This window comes from Aeromonas dhakensis (assembly GCF_000820305.1).
Classification (GTDB): Bacteria; Pseudomonadota; Gammaproteobacteria; order Enterobacterales; family Aeromonadaceae; genus Aeromonas; species Aeromonas dhakensis.
Window position 1 is genome coordinate 324,501 of record NZ_CDBH01000064.1, and the last position, 19,266, is coordinate 343,766.

At 60.3% G+C, this 19,266-nt stretch carries 19 protein-coding genes; 11 read left to right on the forward strand and 8 right to left on the reverse strand.

Annotated features, from left to right (window positions below; all coding sequences use genetic code 11):
* Positions 1–248: 248 nt before the first annotated feature.
* The 6 genes from BN1143_RS19630 to BN1143_RS19655 all read right to left on the reverse strand — a co-directional run bounded on the left by BN1143_RS19630 (position 249) and on the right by BN1143_RS19655 (position 7,089).
* Positions 249–470: a DUF2835 domain-containing protein gene (locus BN1143_RS19630; RefSeq protein WP_005300804.1), complete on the reverse strand. Its 222-nt coding sequence runs from the start codon at positions 468–470 to the stop codon at positions 249–251.
* 70 nt (positions 471–540) lie between these two features.
* Positions 541–3,165: an aminopeptidase N gene (pepN, locus tag BN1143_RS19635; RefSeq protein ID WP_042051828.1), complete on the reverse strand. Its 2,625-nt coding sequence runs from the start codon at positions 3,163–3,165 to the stop codon at positions 541–543.
* A gap of 133 nt (positions 3,166–3,298) precedes the next feature.
* A complete protein-coding gene (prc, locus tag BN1143_RS19640; protein WP_042051831.1) occupies positions 3,299–5,314 on the reverse strand; it encodes a carboxy terminal-processing peptidase in 2,016 nt (671 codons plus the stop codon).
* A gap of 8 nt (positions 5,315–5,322) precedes the next feature.
* Positions 5,323–5,961 (reverse strand): RNA chaperone ProQ, encoded by a 639-nt coding sequence (gene proQ / locus BN1143_RS19645; protein ID WP_005300795.1) that lies wholly within the window; start codon positions 5,959–5,961, stop codon positions 5,323–5,325.
* Positions 5,962–6,062: 101 nt separating this feature from the next.
* Positions 6,063–6,521 (reverse strand): GAF domain-containing protein, encoded by a 459-nt coding sequence (locus tag BN1143_RS19650; protein ID WP_005300791.1) that lies wholly within the window; start codon positions 6,519–6,521, stop codon positions 6,063–6,065.
* Between the two features lie 109 nt (positions 6,522–6,630).
* Positions 6,631–7,089 carry a hypothetical protein gene (locus BN1143_RS19655; protein WP_017780110.1) on the reverse strand — a complete coding sequence of 153 codons (459 nt, stop codon included), beginning with the start codon at positions 7,087–7,089 and terminating at the stop codon, positions 6,631–6,633.
* Positions 7,090–7,372: 283 nt separating this feature from the next.
* On the opposite strand from BN1143_RS19655, the gene ccoN reads away from it, so the two are divergent.
* From ccoN to ttcA, 11 genes are all read left to right on the forward strand, one after another.
* The gene (ccoN, locus tag BN1143_RS19660; protein WP_042051832.1) at positions 7,373–8,797 is read left to right on the forward strand and encodes a cytochrome-c oxidase, cbb3-type subunit I; all 1,425 of its coding nucleotides are present in this window, start codon (positions 7,373–7,375) and stop codon (positions 8,795–8,797) included.
* A gap of 16 nt (positions 8,798–8,813) precedes the next feature.
* Positions 8,814–9,428: a cytochrome-c oxidase, cbb3-type subunit II gene (gene ccoO / locus BN1143_RS19665; protein WP_005300783.1), complete on the forward strand. Its 615-nt coding sequence runs from the start codon at positions 8,814–8,816 to the stop codon at positions 9,426–9,428.
* A 12-nt stretch (positions 9,429–9,440) separates the two neighbouring features.
* A complete protein-coding gene (locus tag BN1143_RS19670) occupies positions 9,441–9,620 on the forward strand; it encodes a CcoQ/FixQ family Cbb3-type cytochrome c oxidase assembly chaperone (protein ID WP_005300779.1) in 180 nt (59 codons plus the stop codon).
* Entirely contained in the window at positions 9,620–10,609 is a 990-nt protein-coding gene (gene ccoP, locus BN1143_RS19675; RefSeq protein ID WP_005300777.1) for a cytochrome-c oxidase, cbb3-type subunit III, read from the forward strand. The genes BN1143_RS19670 and ccoP overlap by 1 nt, the downstream gene beginning before the upstream one ends.
* Before the next feature lie 118 nt (positions 10,610–10,727).
* Positions 10,728–11,216 (forward strand): FixH family protein, encoded by a 489-nt coding sequence (locus BN1143_RS19680; RefSeq protein WP_011706148.1) that lies wholly within the window; start codon positions 10,728–10,730, stop codon positions 11,214–11,216.
* Positions 11,217–11,308: 92 nt separating this feature from the next.
* A complete protein-coding gene (locus BN1143_RS19685) occupies positions 11,309–13,708 on the forward strand; it encodes a heavy metal translocating P-type ATPase (protein WP_042051833.1) in 2,400 nt (799 codons plus the stop codon).
* Positions 13,709–13,829: 121 nt separating this feature from the next.
* Positions 13,830–14,021, forward strand: a complete 192-nt coding sequence (gene ccoS, locus BN1143_RS19690; protein WP_005300771.1) for a cbb3-type cytochrome oxidase assembly protein CcoS — start codon at positions 13,830–13,832, stop codon at positions 14,019–14,021.
* The gene (locus BN1143_RS19695; protein WP_042051834.1) at positions 14,005–14,691 is read left to right on the forward strand and encodes a sulfite exporter TauE/SafE family protein; all 687 of its coding nucleotides are present in this window, start codon (positions 14,005–14,007) and stop codon (positions 14,689–14,691) included. The genes ccoS and BN1143_RS19695 overlap by 17 nt, the downstream gene beginning before the upstream one ends.
* A gap of 68 nt (positions 14,692–14,759) precedes the next feature.
* Complete coding sequence (locus BN1143_RS19700) at positions 14,760–15,515, forward strand: fumarate/nitrate reduction transcriptional regulator Fnr (RefSeq protein WP_005300768.1); 756 nt, start codon at positions 14,760–14,762, stop codon at positions 15,513–15,515.
* Positions 15,516–15,649: 134 nt separating this feature from the next.
* Entirely contained in the window at positions 15,650–16,594 is a 945-nt protein-coding gene (uspE, locus tag BN1143_RS19705) for a universal stress protein UspE (RefSeq protein WP_017764530.1), read from the forward strand.
* Between the two features lie 67 nt (positions 16,595–16,661).
* Positions 16,662–17,570 carry a tRNA 2-thiocytidine(32) synthetase TtcA gene (gene ttcA / locus BN1143_RS19710; protein WP_011706151.1) on the forward strand — a complete coding sequence of 303 codons (909 nt, stop codon included), beginning with the start codon at positions 16,662–16,664 and terminating at the stop codon, positions 17,568–17,570.
* Positions 17,571–17,653: 83 nt separating this feature from the next.
* On the opposite strand, the gene BN1143_RS19715 is transcribed toward ttcA, so the two are convergent.
* The gene (locus tag BN1143_RS19715; RefSeq protein ID WP_042051836.1) at positions 17,654–18,331 is read right to left on the reverse strand and encodes a DUF2987 domain-containing protein; all 678 of its coding nucleotides are present in this window, start codon (positions 18,329–18,331) and stop codon (positions 17,654–17,656) included.
* A 72-nt stretch (positions 18,332–18,403) separates the two neighbouring features.
* Positions 18,404–19,141: a DUF2189 domain-containing protein gene (locus BN1143_RS19720; protein ID WP_005300757.1), complete on the reverse strand. Its 738-nt coding sequence runs from the start codon at positions 19,139–19,141 to the stop codon at positions 18,404–18,406.
* Positions 19,142–19,266: the final 125 nt, after the last annotated feature.

Here is a 19,266-nt window from a genome sequence, read left to right on the forward strand (position 1 = left end):
ACCGACACAGAGACATCCACCCTGGATGCCCACCGGTACAGAGTTGCTGCGAAGTGTAATGTCTTGGATCAAGGAAGGCGAGCAAAGGTGATAATGAGTTGTTAAAAACAAGGGGCAGATCACGCCTTAAGCTGTGAAAAATTTTGCCGTTCTGGCAAAAAACAGAAAATCCCACTGGATGGTTACGGATTTACCGGATAGATAATGACTGAAAGCAGTGAATTACGCGGAAATATGTTCAAGTTTTGTTAATTTATGCGTTCGAGGCTGATAAAGCGATAATCGTCCTGGGTTTTGAGGCGAAAGTAGCCATGTACCCCGCTGATGGCGACGAAGGGCCGGATTTTCTCAATGCCCAGTTCCAGGGTCAGCCCCTGCTCGCTGCGCACCACCAGCCGTTTGGCATGGCCCTGGTACATCAGCATGACCTCGTCATGGCTCAATGAGAGGCGAAAGGTAAACTGCTTCACGATGACTCCTCTGGTCGTGGTTGAAGACTCACGGTAAAGGGCGGGAGATGACTCCCCCGCCCGCTCGTGCTTACTGCTGCAGCGCCTTGCTCACCTTCTCGAACAGATCCCGCGCCAGCCCCTCGAGGTTGGCCAGACGGGTCAGCTCGGTGCGGATCAGCGCCTTGCGCCCCTCATCGAGCCGCTTGAACTGGATGAGCGGAGTGATGAGGCGGGAGGCCACCTGCGGATTGACTTCGTTGAGCTCGATCAGCAGATCGGTCAGGAAGCGGTAGCCGCGACCATCACGCGCATGGAACTGCACCTGGTTGTTCATGGCAAAGCTGCCCACCAGCGCCCGCAGCCGGTTCGGGTTGCGAATGCTGAAGGTGGGATGCGCCATCGCCTGTTTCACCTCTTCCAGCACGTCTTCCGCCGGCTTGGCACCCACCAGCCGCAGCCAGTTGTCCAGCACCAGTCCGTCCTTGGCCCACTTGCCTTCGAAGTCGGCCAAGAGCTCGGCGCGGCACGGCAACAGGTGGCTGTTGGCCACCTGCAGCGCCGCCAGGGTGTCGGTCATGTTGTCGGCAGCCGCATATTGCTGGCGCACCAGCAGATCGGCGCTGCCGGCATCGAGGGCCGCCAGATAGCCCAGCACGACCCCCTTGAGCGCCCGCTTGGCCATGTCGGCGTGCACCACCTGATAAGCCGGCAGGCGCAAACTCTCGTAGCAGGCCACCAGACGGGCCCCGAAGGCCTGGGCCAGCGAGGTCTGGATCTCGTTGCGCACCTGATGGATGGCATCGATGTCGGCCACCTCGAACAGCTCGGCCAGGGTCGCCTCGCCCGGCAGCGCCAGGATCTCCGCCTTGAGGGCGGGGTCGAGCCCCTCGTCGTCAAGGATGGCGACAAAGGCCACCAGCAGGGTCCGGGAGACATCAACTCCCTGCCCTTGCTGAGTCCGGGCCACGCCGTCGATGACCGCCTTGTTGATCAGCATCTGCGCCGCATCCCAACGGGCAAACTCGTTGCGGGCATGGCGCATCAGGAAGGCCAATGCCTCGTCGCTGTAGTCAAAATGCAGTTTGACCGGCGCCGAGAAGTCCCGCAGCAGGGAGGGCACCGGCTTGACCGATACCTTGTCGAACACGAAGGTCTGCTCCGCTTCCAGCACGTCCAGCACATTGCCGATGGCCTTGCCCTGGTACTGCAGCGGGATGACGGCCCCCTGCTCATCATAGAGTTCGATGTCGAGGGGGATATGCAGCGGCAGTTTCTGCGGCTGATCCTGGGTCGGCGGGGTGTGCTGGCTCACATGCAGGCGATAGACGCCGCTGTCGGCATCGTACTCGTCGGTCACGGTGAGCTCGGGGGTGCCGGACTGACTATACCAGCGGCGGAAGCGACCGAGATCCACCCCGGATGCATCTTCCATCGCCTGCACGAAGTCATCGCAGGTGACCGCCTGACCGTCAAAGCGCTCGAAATAGAGTCGCATGCCCGCCTGGAAGGCATCTTCACCCAGCAAGGAGTGCAGCATGCGGATCACTTCCGAGCCCTTCTCGTAGACGGTCAGGGTGTAGAAGTTGTTCATCTCGATCACCACATCCGGGCGGATGGGGTGTGCCATGGGGCCGGCATCCTCGGCAAACTGCGGGCCGCGCACGGTGCGCACGTTGTTGATGCGATTGACCCCACGTGAACCCAGATCGGAGGAGAACTCCTGATCCCGGAACACCGTCAGCCCCTCTTTCAGGCTGAGCTGGAACCAGTCACGGCAGGTGACGCGGTTGCCGGTCCAGTTGTGGAAGTATTCGTGGCCGATCACCCGCTCGATGCCGTGGTAGTCGCTGTCAGTGGCGGTGGCCGGGTTGGCCAGCACGAACTTGGAGTTGAAGATGTTGAGCCCCTTGTTCTCCATTGCGCCCATGTTGAAGAAGTCCACCGCCACGATCATGTAGATGTCGAGGTCATACTCGAGACCGAAGCGCTGCTCGTCCCAGTGTATGGAGTTGATGAGGCTCTCCATGGCGAAACCGGCTCTGTCCAGGTTGCCCTTGTCGACGAAGATCTCGAGGGCCACCTTGCGGCCGCTCTTGGTGGTGTAGTGGCTGCGCTCCACGTCGAAGTCCCCGGCCACCAAGGCAAACAGATAGCTCGGCTTGGGGAAGGGATCCTGCCACTGCACGAAGTGGCGGCCGCCATCCAGATCGCCGCTGTCGACCTTGTTGCCGTTGGAGAGCAGGAAAGGATATTTGGCCTTGTCGGCGGTGATGCGAGTGCTATAGCGGGCCAGGATGTCGGGCCTGTCCATGTAATAGGTGATGCGTCGGAACCCTTCCGCCTCGCACTGGGTACAGTAGGCATCGCCGGACTTGTAGAGCCCTTCCAGCGCGGTGTTGGCGGCCGGGTTGATGTCGGTGACTATGGTCAGCACGCACTCGGCCGGCAGGTTGAACAGGGTCAGGCTGCTCTCCCCCTGCTCGTACTGGGTAAAGGCAACCCCGTCCACGCTGATGGCGTGCAGGACCAGCCCTTCGCCATCCAGCACCAGCGGCTCCTTGTGGTCGCCGTTACGACGCAGACGGGAGATGGCGGTGACCCGGGTCTGCGGCTCCTGCAGCTGGAAATCGAGGTCGATGCTGTCGCACCAGTAGAGCGGAGCCTGGTAATCCTGGCGATATTTGGCCGTCATGGCCTGGGAGTGATCGGTCATTATTGTTTGCTTCCACGCTTGTTATTGACGTGTCAGAGGCTGTCATAACCGGTTGGCAGGGTCAAATAGTTTGCATTCAGGCAAAGGAAAGGGCGACCGAAGTCGCCCTTGTTGATTAATTGGCTGTCCCTGTTCAGCCGCGTTTGCTGAGCTTGGCCAGATCCGCCGTGATGTTGGCAGCCTCGACCAGATACTCGTCGGGTGCCTCAAAATCGGCAGGCAGATCGTCCAGGCTCTTCACCGTCGGCTTGCCCAGGCGAGTCAGGCGTTCGTTGGCGCGCTTGAGCGCCTTCTCGTCCTGCTTGGCCTGATCCGCCAGACGCTCCGCCTCGTTCAAGGAGACCGACTTCTTGTCTTTCTCCTCCTTGTACTCGGCGATGTCCTGCATCACGTAGGCAAACTCCGGATCCTTGGTGATCCGCGCCTCGTGGGCCGCCTGCAGCTTGGGCAGCAAGCTGGCAAAGTTGCCGAGCTTGTCGTACTTGGCCGACGCTATCTTGTCCCACGGCAGGGCGTTGAACTCGCGGCTCTCGCCCGTCTCTTCCGGTGCCACCGCGGTGGGGAAGCTGATGTCCGGGGCGACCCCCTTGTTCTGGGTACTGCCACCGTTGATCCGGTAGAACTTGGCGATGGTGTACTGCACGTGACCCAGCGGCTGCTCGTAGAAGTCGTAGACCTTGGCGAGGCTGCGATGCTGTTGCACCGTGCCCTTGCCGAACGAGTTCTCACCGAGGATCAGGGCGCGGCCGTAATCCTGCATGGCGGCGGCGAAGATCTCGGAAGCCGACGCACTGTAGCGGTCGATCATCACCGACATGGGGCCGCCGTAGTAGACGTTGCCGTCGTCATCACCGTTGACGGTGATGCGACCCATGTGATCCCTGATCTGCACCACCGGACCGCTCGCGAAGAACAGGCCGCTCAGGGCAGAGGCCTCGGTCAGCGCACCGCCACCGTTGCCGCGCAGATCGACGATCAGACCCTCGATCTTCTGCTTGTTGAGGCTGGAGAGCTCCTTGATCACGTCGTCGTGCAGGTTGACGTAGAAGCTCGGGATCTCGAGCACGCCGATCTTCTTGCCCTCGGCGGTGATCACCTTGGACTTGGCGGCTCTGTCTTCCAGACGCACCTTGTCACGTACCAGCTCGATCTGCTCGGTCTTGGCGCTGGCGCCCTTGCCGCGCTGGATCTCCAGCTTCACCTTGCTGCCCTTGGGCCCCTTGATGAGCTCGACCACGTCATCGAGACGCCAGCCGATCACGTCGACAATCTTGCCGTCGTCCTGCCCTACCCCGACGATCTTGTCGTCCGGTTTCAGGTGGTTGGACTTGGCAGCCGGGCCGCCGGGCACCAGGGAGCGAATGACGGTGAAGTCATCTTCGGCCTGCAGCACGGCCCCAATCCCCTCCAGCGAGAGGTTCATCTCGGTGTTGAAACGATCGGCGCTGCGCGGAGACAGATAGCTGGTGTGCGGCTCGATGGCGCGAGCGAAGGAGTTCATGAAGAGCTGGAATACATCCTCGCTCTCGGTCTGGGACATCCGCTTGATGGCGTTGTTGTAACGCTTGCCGAGCAGCTCCTTGATCTCGGGCCACTCCTTGCCGCTGAGCTTGAGGCTCAGGGCATCGAACTTGACCCGCTGGCGCCACAACTCGTTGAGTTCGGCCTCGTCTTTCGGCCAGGCCGCCCCTTCCCGATCAAACACGTAGTTGTCGGGCTGGGTAAAATCGAAAGGAGTATCAAGCAGTTTGAGGGCGTATTCGAACCGCTCATAACGCCGCTGCTGACTCAGGTTGAACATCTCGTAGGCCGGTGCCAGCCGCCCTCTTTCGAGGTCGGTGTCAAAGCCGGTACGGTACTTTTCAAAACGGCTGATGTCAGAGGCCAGAAACAGGTTGCGGCTGTAATCCAGATTCTCCAGATACTTGTCAAAGATCACGGAGGAAAAGGCATCGTCCAGCTTGAACTGCTTGTAATGCGAGCGGGTAAACAGATTGGCAATTCGCTTGCTAGCCGTAGCATGTTGGCTCTCCTGAGCCAACACAGGCAAATCACTTTCCTTGAGCACCGGCTCGATGGCCTGTGCAAGCCCGGCAAGCGCCAGGCTACAGGCAACGAGGGAAAAACGAATTACGCCATGCTTCAACATTTGTCTCCTTAGAGAACCAGGTGCTCGAATTTGACCCGCAGCATCATGCCGGTCTGCAATTGAACCTGAACGTCATCCTTGGTCACTTCCTTGATGGTGGCCGGTACCGGCGACTTGCCCAGCACCACGCGCACACCCTGCTCTACTTTCAGGGTAGCGGCATCCACCTTGACCAGCGGGGCCTCGTCAGCAACCGGAGCAGCCTTGGGAGCGGCTTTCGGCTTGCTGGACTTGGCGGCGGCATCGGCCTTGCGCGGAGCAGGACGACGAGGCTGCTTGGCCTTCTCTTCTTTATTGTTGGTACGACGGCTGGCAAAGACGCGCTCTTTGCTCTCCTTCAGGGCTTGCTTGGCGTGCTCGATGTGCTCTTCGGTGAGCAGCTCGCCCGGGTTGCCGTCCAGATCGACACGGGCCTGGCCAGCCTTGAGGCCATGCAGGTAACGCCAGCTGGAGGTGTATTGACGCAGAGCGGAGCGCAGCATGGTCTTGGAGACTCTGGCGTCGTCAGCAAGACGCTCGGCCAAATCCTGGAAGATGCCAATCTTGAGCGGCTTGGCCTCTCCTTCAGCGATGAAGCAGGCCGGGAATTTCTCGACCAGGTAGGCAACGATCTCTTTACTGTTCTTCAGCTTCTCAGTGTTTTCCATGTATAACCTTGGCTTTCATATAAACGCGCGGGCACGCCCGAGCACAACAAAGGCCCCATTATAGAGAGCTTGGGGCCTTTTGCGAACCATCAAGCAATGACTTAGAGCATGCTTTCCAAAATTTGCACCGTTTCTTCGAGGCCAATCCGGTCCTGCTCGTCAAAGCGGTTAAAGATTGGACTATCGATATCCAGTACGCCAATGATCTCGCCACGCCGGCGCAGCGGGATCACGATTTCGGCATTGCTGGCACCGTCGCAGGCGATATGCCCCTCAAATTGATGCACGTCGTCGATGAGCTGGGTCTTGCCCTCGGCCACCGCCGTGCCGCATACCCCGCGCCCGACCGGAATGCGTACGCAGGCCGGCTTGCCCTGGAACGGGCCGAGCACCAGGGTCTCCCCCTGCAACAGGTAAAAGCCGACCCAGTTGATGTCGGTCAGCTCCTGATTGAGCAGGGCGGACAGGTTGGCCAAGTTGGCGATGAGATCCGGCTCTCCCTCCAGCAATGCCTGGGCCTGCTGGTTGAGCGTGCGATAAAATGCTTGTTTTTCAATCATGATTAAATGAACTTCACTCCCTGACAATCAGTGCAAGGTAACGCCCTACCTGAAAAATTCAAATCAATTTTCACCTTGCCCCCTCCTTTTGCACCTCAGGAAGAGGCCCTCAGCGAGCGACGGAGAGCGCCAGTTGCTGGCGCTGGCCATTGCTCCACTCGATATTGAGCAGCCAGACCATCATCGGCGAGGTGCAGGATCCCACCAGGGTCGTCCCTTGCCAGCCCTGGGCTGTGGCCTCAAAAGTAACCGGAATGGTCCCCATGAACATGTCCCGCCCCTCCAGCCACGCCTTCACCGGCGTGACGGCCGGATCGCCGCCCTGAAGCTGTATCACGAAGTCACGTTCGGCCTGGACCGGCAGCGAGGCGATGCGGGCGGTCAGCGGCTTATTCCCCACCAGCAGGGGGCATGAGCTGTGGGACAGATCACAAATCTGATCTTTTTCCGAGCTAGCCATCGCCGTCTGCGCGCCATCAAACCAGGTTCGATAGGCAACCAAACCGAGCAAAATAGTCAACACGATCGCCAAATGGATAATTTTGCGTGAAGTGAGTCTCTCTTTCATGAAAAAACAACCTTGTAAGATGTCTGAAAAATGACATTTTCGTGATCTCGCGCAAGGTAAATAATTGAACAGGCGAGACCCAACGGAGCCAAATATATCACTGTTTATACTGTTATTTTACCTGTCGGTTCAGTATCATTCCCATTGAATTTTCATTTAGCTACTTTTTGCTTTTCCTTTTATTAACAGTTGTTAACAAGAGAAAAGGCAGTAGCCAATGAAGTCGGTCCACCTCACTGGACACAAAATCAAACAACAGCAGCATCGGAAGCGGAATACAACGATGAGCCATACAACTAACCATCCTGAGTACAACTACACCGTTGTTCGCCAGTTCACCGTCATGACGATTGTCTGGGGAATTGTCGGCATGTCGGTTGGCGTACTGATTGCAGCCCAGTTGATCTGGCCTGCCCTCAACTTTGATACTCCCTGGCTGACTTACAGTCGCCTTCGCCCTCTGCACACCAACGCGGTTATCTTCGCATTTGGCTGTAGCGCCCTGATGGCGACCTCCTTCTATGTGGTGCAACGCACCTGTCAAACCCGACTGTTTGGTGGCCCGCTGGCGACCTTCGTGTTCTGGGGCTGGCAGGCCATCATCCTTTCTGCCGCCATTTCGCTGCCGCTGGGATACACCACCTCCAAGGAGTACGCAGAGCTGGAATGGCCTATTGATATCGCCATCACCATCGTCTGGGTCGCCTATGCCGTGGTCTTTTTCGGCACCCTGGTCAAGCGCACCACCTCCCACATCTATGTGGCGAACTGGTTCTTCGGTGCCTTCATCATCACGGTGGCCGTGCTGCACATCGTCAACAACATGGAAGTGCCGCTTTCCGGCATGAAGTCCTACTCCATGTACTCTGGCGCCATGGATGCCATGGTGCAGTGGTGGTATGGCCACAACGCGGTAGGCTTCCTGCTGACCGCCGGCTTCCTTGGCATGATGTATTACTTCGTGCCCAAGCAGGCGGGTCGTCCGGTCTACTCCTACCGTCTCTCCATCGTCCACTTCTGGGCGCTGATCTCCCTCTACATCTGGGCCGGTCCGCACCACCTGCACTATACCGCCCTGCCTGACTGGGCACAGTCCCTCGGCATGGTGATGTCCCTGATCCTGTTCGTCCCCTCCTGGGGCGGCATGATCAACGGCATCATGACCCTCTCCGGTGCCTGGCACAAACTGCGTTACGACCCCATCCTGCGCTTCCTGATCGTGTCCCTGTCGTTCTACGGCATGTCCACCTTCGAAGGCCCCATGATGGCGATCAAGACCGTCAACGCCCTCTCCCACTACACCGACTGGACAATCGGTCACGTCCACTCCGGCGCGCTGGGCTGGGTTGCCATGGTATCCATCGGTGCCGTGTATCACCTGATCCCGAACCTGTTCGGCCAGGGCCGCATGTACAGCATCAAGCTCATCAACATCCACTTCTGGCTGGCGACCGTGGGTACCGTGCTCTACATCGTCGCCATGTGGATTTCCGGTGTGATGCAGGGTCTGATGTGGCGTGCGGTCAACGACGACGGCACCCTGACCTACAGCTTCGTAGAAGCGCTGCAGGCCTCTTATCCCTTCTACTTCGTGCGCTTCCTGGGTGGCTGCTTCTTTGTCACCGGCATGTTGCTGATGGCCTACAACGCCTATCGCACCATCACTGCGCCCAAAGGTTCCCTGGAACCTGTCGCACAGCCAGCATGATTGAAGAGGTCAAAGCATGAGCAACAATAACCGTCACGAGATCTTTGAAAAGAGCGTTCCCATGCTGGTGGTCGGCATCATTTTTGCCATCAGCCTGGGGGGCCTGGTGGAAATCACCCCGCTGTTCTTCCAGAAGCAGACCACTGAGCCGGTCGAGGGCCTCAAGCCCTACACCGCCCTGCAGATGGAAGGGCGCGACATCTTCATCCGCGAAGGCTGCACCGTCTGCCACAGCCAGATGATCCGTCCGTTCCGCGCCGAAACCGAGCGTTACGGCCACTACTCGGTCGCCGGTGAGAGCGTCTGGGAGCACCCCTTCCTGTGGGGCTCCAAGCGTACCGGTCCGGATCTGGCCCGGGTTGGCGGTCGTTATTCCGACGACTGGCACCGTGCCCACCTGATCAACCCGCGCGACGTGGTGCCCGAGTCCAACATGCCCGCCTTCCCCTGGCTCGACACCAACGTGCTGACCGGTGAATTGACCGGCAAGAAGCTGGCCCTATTCCGCGATCACTTCGGCGTACCCTACACGGATGCCGACATTCAGGGGGCCGGTGAGGCCGTGAAGGGCAAGACCGAGCTGGATGCGCTGGTAGCCTATCTGCAATCACTGGGTCATGCCCTGAAATAAAGGAGTCAGGATATGGATTACGGCACTTTTCGCGGCCTGTATACCCTGCTGTTGATGGCCATCATGATCGGCATCATCGTCTGGGCCTACAGCAAGCGCCGCAAGACCTCCTTCGACGAGGCTGCCAATCTGGTATTTGCCGACGACGAGCAACCCAGTGCTGATAACAAGAACGCAGGAGCGAAACAATAATGAGCACTTTGTTTAGCATTTTTGTGACCGTCATCAGTCTGGGGACCATCCTCGGCTGCTTCTTGCTGCTGGTATGGTGCCTGCGCGACAAGATGGGCGTGGAAGAAGGTAAGTCCATGGGACACGCTTTCGACGGTATCGAAGAGATCAATAACCCGCTGCCGAAGTGGTGGACCTACATGTTCCTCTTCTTCATCGTCACCGGTCTGGTCTATCTGATTGCCTTCCCGGGCCTTGGCAACTTCAAGGGCGTACTGGGCTGGCAGAGCTCCAACCAGGACGTACGCTCGCTGGCCGAGTCCAAGGCAGCGGCGGCTTCCGCCAAGGCGGAAGGCCGTGCGGTGGAGTACGATCGCGAGCTCGTCAAGGCTGACGAGATCTACGGCGCCAAGTTCCGCGAGCTGGCCTATCAGGCCGATGGCAAGACCTATCGCGCCATCGAGGAGATCGCCGCCGATCCGGAAGCCCGCAAGGTGGGTCAGCGTCTGTTCCTGCAGAACTGTTCTCAATGCCACGGCTCCGATGCCCGCGGCGGTCGCGGTTTCCCGAACCTGACCGACAGCGAATGGCAGTGGGGCGGCGCACCCGACCAGATCAAGACCACCATCATGGGCGGTCGTCAGGGCGTGATGGCCGCCTGGGGCGAGATCCTCGGCAAGGACGGGGTCCGCGAAGTGGCCTCCTACGTGCTGAGCCTCTCCGGTCGCAAGGTGGACATGGTGGAAGCCAAGAAGGGTGAAGCGCGCTTCACCATCTGTGCCGCCTGTCACGGCCCGGACGCCAAGGGTGGCATCGCCTTCGGGGCACCGGATCTCACCAACAACACCTGGCTCTACGGCGGTTCCCGTCAGGTGGTCGAGCAGACCATCACCCACGGTCGTCACGGCGTGATGCCGGCCTGGAAGGATATTCTGGGTGAAGACAAGGTGCACCTGCTCGCCTCCTACGTTTACAGCTTGTCCCACAACGACCAGCAAAATAAGCAGTAACATGTGATAAACACGTGATTACTCAGCAAAAAGCCTCGACTCTTCGAGGCTTTTTGTTATCTTGTGTTGACTGAAATTCCTCTGTTTCGTTAATCACTGGTTTCACGGTAGTAGCACTATGTCCCAACCCTGGTATCGCCAATTCTGGCCCTGGTTCATCATCGCCCTCCCGACCGCAGCCGTGATCGGCAGCATCAGCACGGCGATCATCGCCAGCAAGGATGGCGTCAACCTGGTGGCCGAAGACTATTACAAGCAAGGCAAGGAGATTAATCAGGATCTCAGCAAGTTTGATCGCTCCGAAGCCCTCAATATCCACATCGCGCTGGAGGTCAACGGCAACGAACTGACCCTCAAGCCGCTGTCGGGGGATATCCCGGCTGGCCAGGCGCTCTACCTCTCCCTGTTTCACCCCACCCTCGCCGGCATGGACAGCGAGCACATGGTGACCGCCGACGGCAATGGCGTCTATCGCCTGCTGCTCGACAAGCCGCTCACCGGCAAGTGGCACGTGCGGGTAGATGCCTTCAACCACGAATGGCGGCTGCAAGAGACTGTCCAGCTCCCCACCAAGGCCCCCGTCGAACTCGATCCCAAAGGACGCTGAGTCATGAGCCGTCCTGTTCACCATGACACGCCAGCAGTGGCCGGCGCTTCACTGTTTCTGCCGACAGGCCGGGTAGCCTGCGGCCAGCTGTCATGAACGGCTGCTTTCACTGTGGTGAGCCGGTGCCCGCCGGCAGCCGCTATGCCCTCGAGATAAAAGGCATAGTCCAGCCCATGTGCTGCCCCGGTTGTCAGGCGGTGGCGGAAACCATTCTGGAGTGCGGCCTGGCCAGCTACTACGAGCACCGCACCGCTCCTGGCACCAAGGGCGAGCTGGTGCCCGCAGAGCTCGCCGCCCTCACCCACTATGATCTGGCCGAAGTGCAGCAGGATTTTGTCACCGACAGTGCCACCGGCAGCCACAAGGTGCGCGAGATCCAGCTGACGGTGGAAGGCTTGACCTGCGCCGCCTGTGCCTGGCTCATCGAACGTCATCTGGGCAACCTAGCTGGGCTGCACTACATCAACGTCAACACCACCACCCACAGAGCCCGCATCAAGTGGGATCCGGACCGGCTCTCTTTGAGCGACATCCTCAAAGGCTTTGCCAAGATCGGCTATCGCGCCTACCCCTTCCAGACTCACCAGCAGGAAGCGCTCTACGCCAAAGAGGTGCGCAGCTACATGTTCCGGCTGGCACTGGCGGGGCTCGGCTCCATGCAGGTGATGATGTGCGCGGTGGCGCTCTACATGGACTTCTTCATCAGCGTCGAAGAGGAGTTCATGGTCTACTTCAAGTGGATAAGTCTGCTGCTCTCCACCCCCATCATGATCTACTCGGCCCAGCCCTTCTACGTGGGCGCCTGGCGCAGCCTCAAGCAGGGACGCCTCTCCATGGACGTGTCGGTGTCGCTGGCGCTGATCGGTGCCTTCGTCGCCTCCATGTGGGCCACCGTGTTCAACACCGGCGAGGTCTATTACGACTCCATCACCATGTTCGTCTTCTTCCTGCTGCTGGGGCGCTTCCTCGAGCTGCGGGCCAGACGCAAAGCCTCCGAGTCGAGCTCCAACCTGGCGCGACTGGTGCCCATCATGGCCACCCGGCTCGATGAGGATGGCGAACACGAGGTGGCCGCCAAGACGCTGCAGGTGGGCGACCGGGTACGGGTGCTGGCGGGTGCCACCCTGCCGGCGGATGGCATCATCCTGGTTGGGCAGGCCAGCCTCAACGAATCCATGTTGACCGGCGAACAGCTGCCACTGCTCAAACAGGCGGGGGATGCCGTCTATGCCGGCACCATCAACACCGACGCCCCCCTCGAAATTCGGGTCAGCCATCGCATCGAAGAGTCGCGCCTGGCCCAGATCATGCGGCTGCAGGATCACGCGCTGGACGACAAACCGGCCATCGCCCAGATGGCGGATGTGTTCTCCCGCCACTTCATTCTGGTGCTGCTGTTCATCGCCGCTGGCGTCTGGACCTTCTGGCACTTTCATCAGCCGGAGCAGGCCTTCTGGGTCACCCTGGCGGTGCTGGTGGCGACCTGCCCCTGCGCCCTGTCGCTGGCCACTCCCACCGCGCTCACCTCGGCCACCGCTCGCCTGACCCGTGCCGGCATTCTGCTGCGTCGCGGCCACGTGCTGGACGTACTGACCCGAGCCAACCGCATCGTGATGGACAAGACCGGTACCCTGACCACGGGCAACATCAGCCTCACCAGCACGAAGGCCCTGGGCAATCTCGACGAGGCACGCTGCCTTGCCATCGCCCGCGCCCTGGAGGCCTATTCCGAACACCCCATCGCCCGCGCCTTTCGCAGCAACGCCGCAGAGGACGCCGTGCTGCTGGCGGCCAGCAAGGTGACCCCCGTCATCGGACACGGTATCGAAGGGGTGATCGACGGTCGCCACTATCGCCTCGGCAGTGCCCGCTGGCTCGGCATCAACGATACCCACGCAGCGCAAGCGGACGGGCTGGTCATCTATCTGGCTGACGAGGATCGGGCGCTCACCCGTTTCCTGCTGACCGACACCCTGCGCCCCGATGCGAAGGCGCTGATCCAGGCCTTCAAGGCTGCTGGCCTCAAGACCACCATCCTCACCGGCGACAGCTCGGCCCAGGCCGACGAGGTTGCCCGCGAGCTGGGGGTCGACGAACTGGTCAAGGGCGTCACGCCGGATGGCAAGCTGGCCTACCTCAAGGAGCACGAGGCCCGCGGCGACATCAGCATCATGGTGGGTGATGGCATCAACGACGCCCCTGTGCTGGCTGGCGCCCACGCCTCCTTCGCCATGGCCGGCGGCACTGACCTGGCCAAGAACAGCGCCGATGCCATTTTGCTGGCCGACGATCTCTCCCGCCTGCTGGATGCCCGCGCCCTGGCGCTGCGCACCCGCAAGATCATCAAGGAGAACTTCGCCTGGTCCATCGGTTACAACCTGCTGGTGCTGCCGCTGGCGGCAAGCGGCTGGCTGCCCCCCTATGTGGCGGCGGCGGGCATGTCGCTGAGCTCCCTCATCGTGGTCACCAACTCCATGCGGCTCAACCGCTGAGCCGTGGCCACAGGGACAGAGAGGATGAAGGGAGCGAACCTTGCTCCCTTCATCATCAAATCGACGGGCCTGCGGCCACCAACGGGTGTACCATGACCCCTCTTATTGCAAGGTTTGCTGCATGAACATCATCTTCGTCCTCATCCCCATCGCCATCCTCTTCGTCATCATCGCCGGCGCCGTCTTCTTCTGGGCCATTCGCTCAGAGCAGTTTGAAGATCTCGACCGCCAGGGTTCCAATATCCTGTTCGATGAAGAGCAACCCGCCCCCAAACACGCCGAACACGAGCACAAAGATGACGGCCACCCTTGATCTGCTGGGCGCCCTGCTGGTGGGGCTGGCTGGCGCCGGCCACTGCATCGGCATGTGCGGCGGCGTCTCCGCCGCCCTCTCCATGGCCATTCCTGCCGAGAAGCAGCACTTCTGGGGCCGGCTCGGTTACCTGCTCAACTACAACCTCGGCCGGATCCTGAGCTATGTGATTGCCGGCGCTCTGGTGGGGGGCTTGCTCGCCACCACCAGCGAGCTCGGCGCGGGCAAGCACGCCATCGCCGGCCTGCGGCTGGTGGCGGCCCTCCTGATGATCGCTCTCGGGCTCTATCTCGCCGGCTGGTGGCAGGGGGTGTTGCTACTCGAGCGCATGGGCGCCAGATTGTGGCCCCGCCTCAAGCCGCTGGCAGGCAAGTTCATCCCCTTCACCTCGGCCTGGCAGGCACTGCCGTTTGGCATGGTGTGGGGCTGGCTCCCCTGCGGGCTGGTCTACTCCATGTTGACCTGGAGCGCAGCGGCGGGATCGGCCGCTGGCGGCGCACTGGTCATGCTCTTTTTCGGCCTCGGCACCCTGCCAACCCTGTTTGCGCTGGGGGGGCTGGCGGATCGGCTGCGCTACTGGCTAACCCTGCGCAGTTTGCGCCTTGGCGGGGCCCTGCTGCTCATCGCATACGGGCTGCATACCCTCTGGATCGGGATTGCATCCTTTTGAAACCCTATCCAAAACGGATGAGTTGATGGTAAACTTGTTTGATATAAATCAATTATTCGTATGAGCCTATGATCCCGGAAAAGAAACCTGGCAGACGTATTCAGAGCGGTGGCTGTGCAATTCATTGCCAGGATTGCAGCATCAGCCAGCTCTGCATTCCCTTCACTCTGAACGACAACGAGCTCGATCAGCTGGACAGCATCATCGAGCGCAAGAAGCCGATCCAAAAGGGTGAAGAGTTGTTCAAGGCCGGCGACGAGCTCAAATCGCTCTATGCCATCCGTTCCGGGACCATCAAGTCATACACCATCACCGAACAGGGTGACGAGCAGATCACCGCCTTCCACCTGGCTGGCGATCTGGTCGGCTTTGACGCCATCCACAAGCAGGCGCACCCCTCCTTCGCCCAGGCGCTGGAAACCGCCATGGTGTGCGAGATCCCGTTCGACGTGCTTGACGATCTTTCCGGCAAGATGCCGAAGCTCCGCCAGCAGATCATGCGGCTGATGAGCAACGAGATCATGGGTGACCAGGAGATGATCCTGCTGCTCTCCAAGAAGAATGCCGAAGAGCGCCTTGCCGCCTTCCTGCACAACCTGTCGGTGCGCTTCTCCGAGCGCGGTTTCTCCGCCAAGGAGTTCCGCCTCTCCATGACCCGCGGCGACATCGGCAACTACCTCGGCCTCACCGTCGAGACCATCAGCCGCCTGCTGGGCCGCTTCCAGAAGTCAGGCCTCATCAGCGTCAAGGGCAAATACATTACCGTGCTGGATCACGTCGCCCTCGGCGTCATGGCCGGTGCGACCCGTCCCCCCTGCGGTTAAGCCTCCTCTCTCTGGTGCCGGATCGGTTTACCCCGAAATTTGATCCGGCACACGTCCCCCCTTCTCCTCCTGAGCTAAGCTGTAATGGCTAAAGGTCTGCCATCATTGGTATTTTTGCCAAGGAGGAGGAGAACATGGTCAAGTACCGAAAAATCCTGGTGGTCATCAACCCGGAAGAAGAGCGGCAAATCGCCCTCGAACGTGCGGTCAAGGTCGCCGAGCTGGATGAAGGGGCGCAGCTGACCCTGTTACTCACCATTTACGACTTCTCGTATGAAATGACCGCCATGCTGTCGGTGGACGAGCGAGAAGAGATGCGCCACGGGGTCATTTCCCAGCGCCGTGAATGGCTCGACGACATACTCAAACCCTACCGTGCCCGTGGGCTGGACTGCGAGATCAAGGTGGTCTGGCACAACCGTCCCTTCGAATGCATCATTCAGGAAGTGCTGGAGCAGCGCCACGATCTGGTAGTCAAGGCGACTCACCACCACTCCTTCCTGCAAACCTTCATCTTCACCCCCACCGACTGGCACCTGCTGCGCAAATGCCCCTGCCCCGTGCTGCTGGTGAAAGAGGGTCATTGGCAGCGGGGCGGCAACATCATCGCCGCCATCAATTGCTCCAGCGACGATCAGGATCAGAAACTGCTCAACGAGCGGATCACCGAAGAGGGGATCGCCATCGCCGAGCTGCTCGGCTCCAACCTCTATCTGGTCAACACCTATCCGGGCACCCCGGTCAACGTGGCCATCGAGCTGCCGGAGTTTGACCCCAACGCCTACAACGACGCCATTCGCAAACACCACGAGAGCCTGCTGCTGAGCCACGCCGACAAATACGGCATCGGCCATCTCTGGACCCGGGTGGCGGAAGGCCTGCCCGAAGAGGTGCTGCCCGATCTCGCCGGCGAGCTGCAGGCCACCCTGATGATCATGGGGTGCGTCGGTCGCACCGGGCTCTCCGCCGCCCTGCTTGGCAACACCGCCGAACACGTGGTGGATCGCCTCGCCTGCGACATGCTGATCCTCAAGCCCGCCGACTACAGCTGCCCGGTCGATAGCCGCCGTCCAGCATAAGCCTTTCTTGCCCTCCCCCGGGACATGGCTATAATAAGCCGCTTATTTTTGTCCCGGGTTTCAGGTCATGCTAGAAGAGCTTAACGCCAAAGAAAAATACAGTTTCAACAAACTGCAGAAGCGCCTGCGGCGCAACGTAGGTCAGGCCATCGCCGACTTCAACATGATTGAAGAGGGTGACAAGGTCATGGTGTGCCTGTCCGGCGGCAAGGACAGCTTCGCCATGCTCGACATTCTGATGAGCCTTAAGGCCAGCGCCCCCATCCACTTCGATCTGGTGGCGGTCAACCTGGATCAGAAGCAGCCCGGCTTCCCCGAGCACGTGCTGCCCGAATACCTGACCACCCTCGGCATCGACTTCAAGATCGTCGAAGAGGATACCTACGCCATCGTCAAGGAGAAGGTACCGGAGGGCAAGACCACCTGCGCCCTCTGCTCCCGCCTGCGCCGCGGCATTCTCTACCGCACCGCCCAGGAGCTGGGTTGCACCAAGATTGCCCTTGGCCACCACCGCGATGACATCCTCGAGACCCTGTTCCTCAACATGTTCTACGGCGGCAAGCTCAAGTCCATGCCGCCCAAGCTGGTGAGCGACGACGGCAAGAACGTGGTGATCCGCCCGCTCGCCTACTGCAAGGAGAAGGACCTGGTGCGCTATGCCGAGGTCAAGGCCTTCCCCATCATCCCGTGCAACCTGTGCGGCTCCCAGGAGAACCTGCAGCGCCAGGCCATCAAGCAGATGATGCAGGAGTGGGATCGCCGCTTCCCGGGTCGTCTCGAGACCATGTTCACCGCCATTCAAGACGTGATCCCGAGCCACCTGCTCGATCACAAGCTGTTTGACTTCAAGAGCATCAACCGCGACTCCGGCATCATCGACGGCGGCGACAAGGCGTTTGATCCGCCCGAACTGCCCAAGGCACCGCTGCTGGACATCGACGAGATGGACATGCTGGACGTGATTGAGGTGCGCTAAGCCCTCACCATCACCAATGAAAAAAGGAGCGCCAGGCGCTCCTTTTTTATTTTTATGCCGGCAAGCAAGCGGCCCGGGACCCATCAGCCCTTGTGCAGCCAGGGGGTCAGTCGCAGGATCTCTCCCTGCAGCTGCAGCTTGCCCTCTGCAAACTCCGCCAACTGGGCGTTGTTCAGCAGCAGTTCTCCCTCCTGCCAGGGCAGCGGCAGCTGGCGAGCACCGTCGATGAGGTAGGCGGTGCCGCTTGGCTGCACCAGGCTGACCCTCACCCCCGTCATCTCGGGCAGGAAATACTTGCCGACCACGCCGGCCAGCTTCTCCAGCAGGCTCTGCATGTCGTGCTGACGGCCCGTCAGCTCGCTCACCTTGAGCTCCCACCGACTGTCTGCCGGCGGCGGCACATCGGCCATCACCTGCACCGACAGATCGCAGGCTGCATGAGGCTCGGTGAGCCCCACTACCACGCTTGCCTTGTCGAGATTCAGATCGTCGTCATAGGGCAGTCGCAATTCGCTGTCAATGGTCACCTCGGCCGCCACGTCCCGATCCAGGGTCGAGACCCGGGCCGAAGTGAGCTGGCAGCGCCGGCCATTTTGCGGATCGGTCAGATAAAAACCCAACCTGGCGTGGCCAAACTCCCCTTTGGCGAAGGTCTTCATCTGGCTGTAGAAGGTGCCGTACTGCAGCTCGAGGAAGGGCTGCGCCACTGCCAGCATGGGGGCCAGCAACAGCGCGGCTGCCATCCCGTATCGATTGTTCATATGCCATCCTTTTGCATCGCGCATCTGCACGCGCCACTATCTGTTGCTGTTGTCTGACGCCCTGCATGCCCGTCAGGCGTTGAAATGATCGGGGCCCTGGCTCACGTCGGTCACTTCGACCGCCACCCCGCACAGATCCCGGTAGAGGATCCCCTTGCAGTTGAAATAGAGCGGTGCCACCCAGATAAGCCCCAGCCCCATGGGGATCAGCGCCAGGAAGAAGAGCGCCATCATGACCCCGTGCAGCAGCACTATGCTGGGCCAGCCGCGGGCAAACAGCTTGAGGGAGACCAGGATGGCCTGCGCCGGCGACAGGCCGCGCTCGAGCACCAGCGGCACGGTAAACACCAGCCCCATGCCGATCAGGGCCGACGGAATGAAGGCCAGCATCACCGGCAGTCCCACCAGCTCGAACAGCGGGCCGAACAGGCTGGTGATGAGGCTGCCGAGCAGGCTCAGGCTGCCAAGGCGCAGGAAGTGGCGAAAGAAGTCGAACACCTGGCTCGGCCGGGCACGCACCCCCACCGACTGCTGCAACCCCAGCATGTCGAGGGAAGAGGTCATGGGCGACATGATGACGGTGATGAGCAGGCTCAGCACCAGGGCCACGTCCATCCCCCCTTCCTGATTGACATAGGGGGCGAGCAGGGTGTTGCTCAACAGTATCCAGATGGCCGTTACCCCGACGATGGCCAGCAGCAGGCCGAACCCGGTGCGCCGCGTCTGTTGCCAGCTCTCCTGCAATACCCCCTTGAGGTCGAGACGATATCCCTGGCTCAGGGACTGTTCGAGGGAACCACCTATCCGCATTTTGTTACTCAATTGACTATCCAACATCGAAAACGACCAAATCAGGTGGCACATTATAGCGACTTGGCCTGCTATTCGTAGTCGTTTTTCCTGACCACTTGCGGCCAAAAAGCCTTTAATTTCAT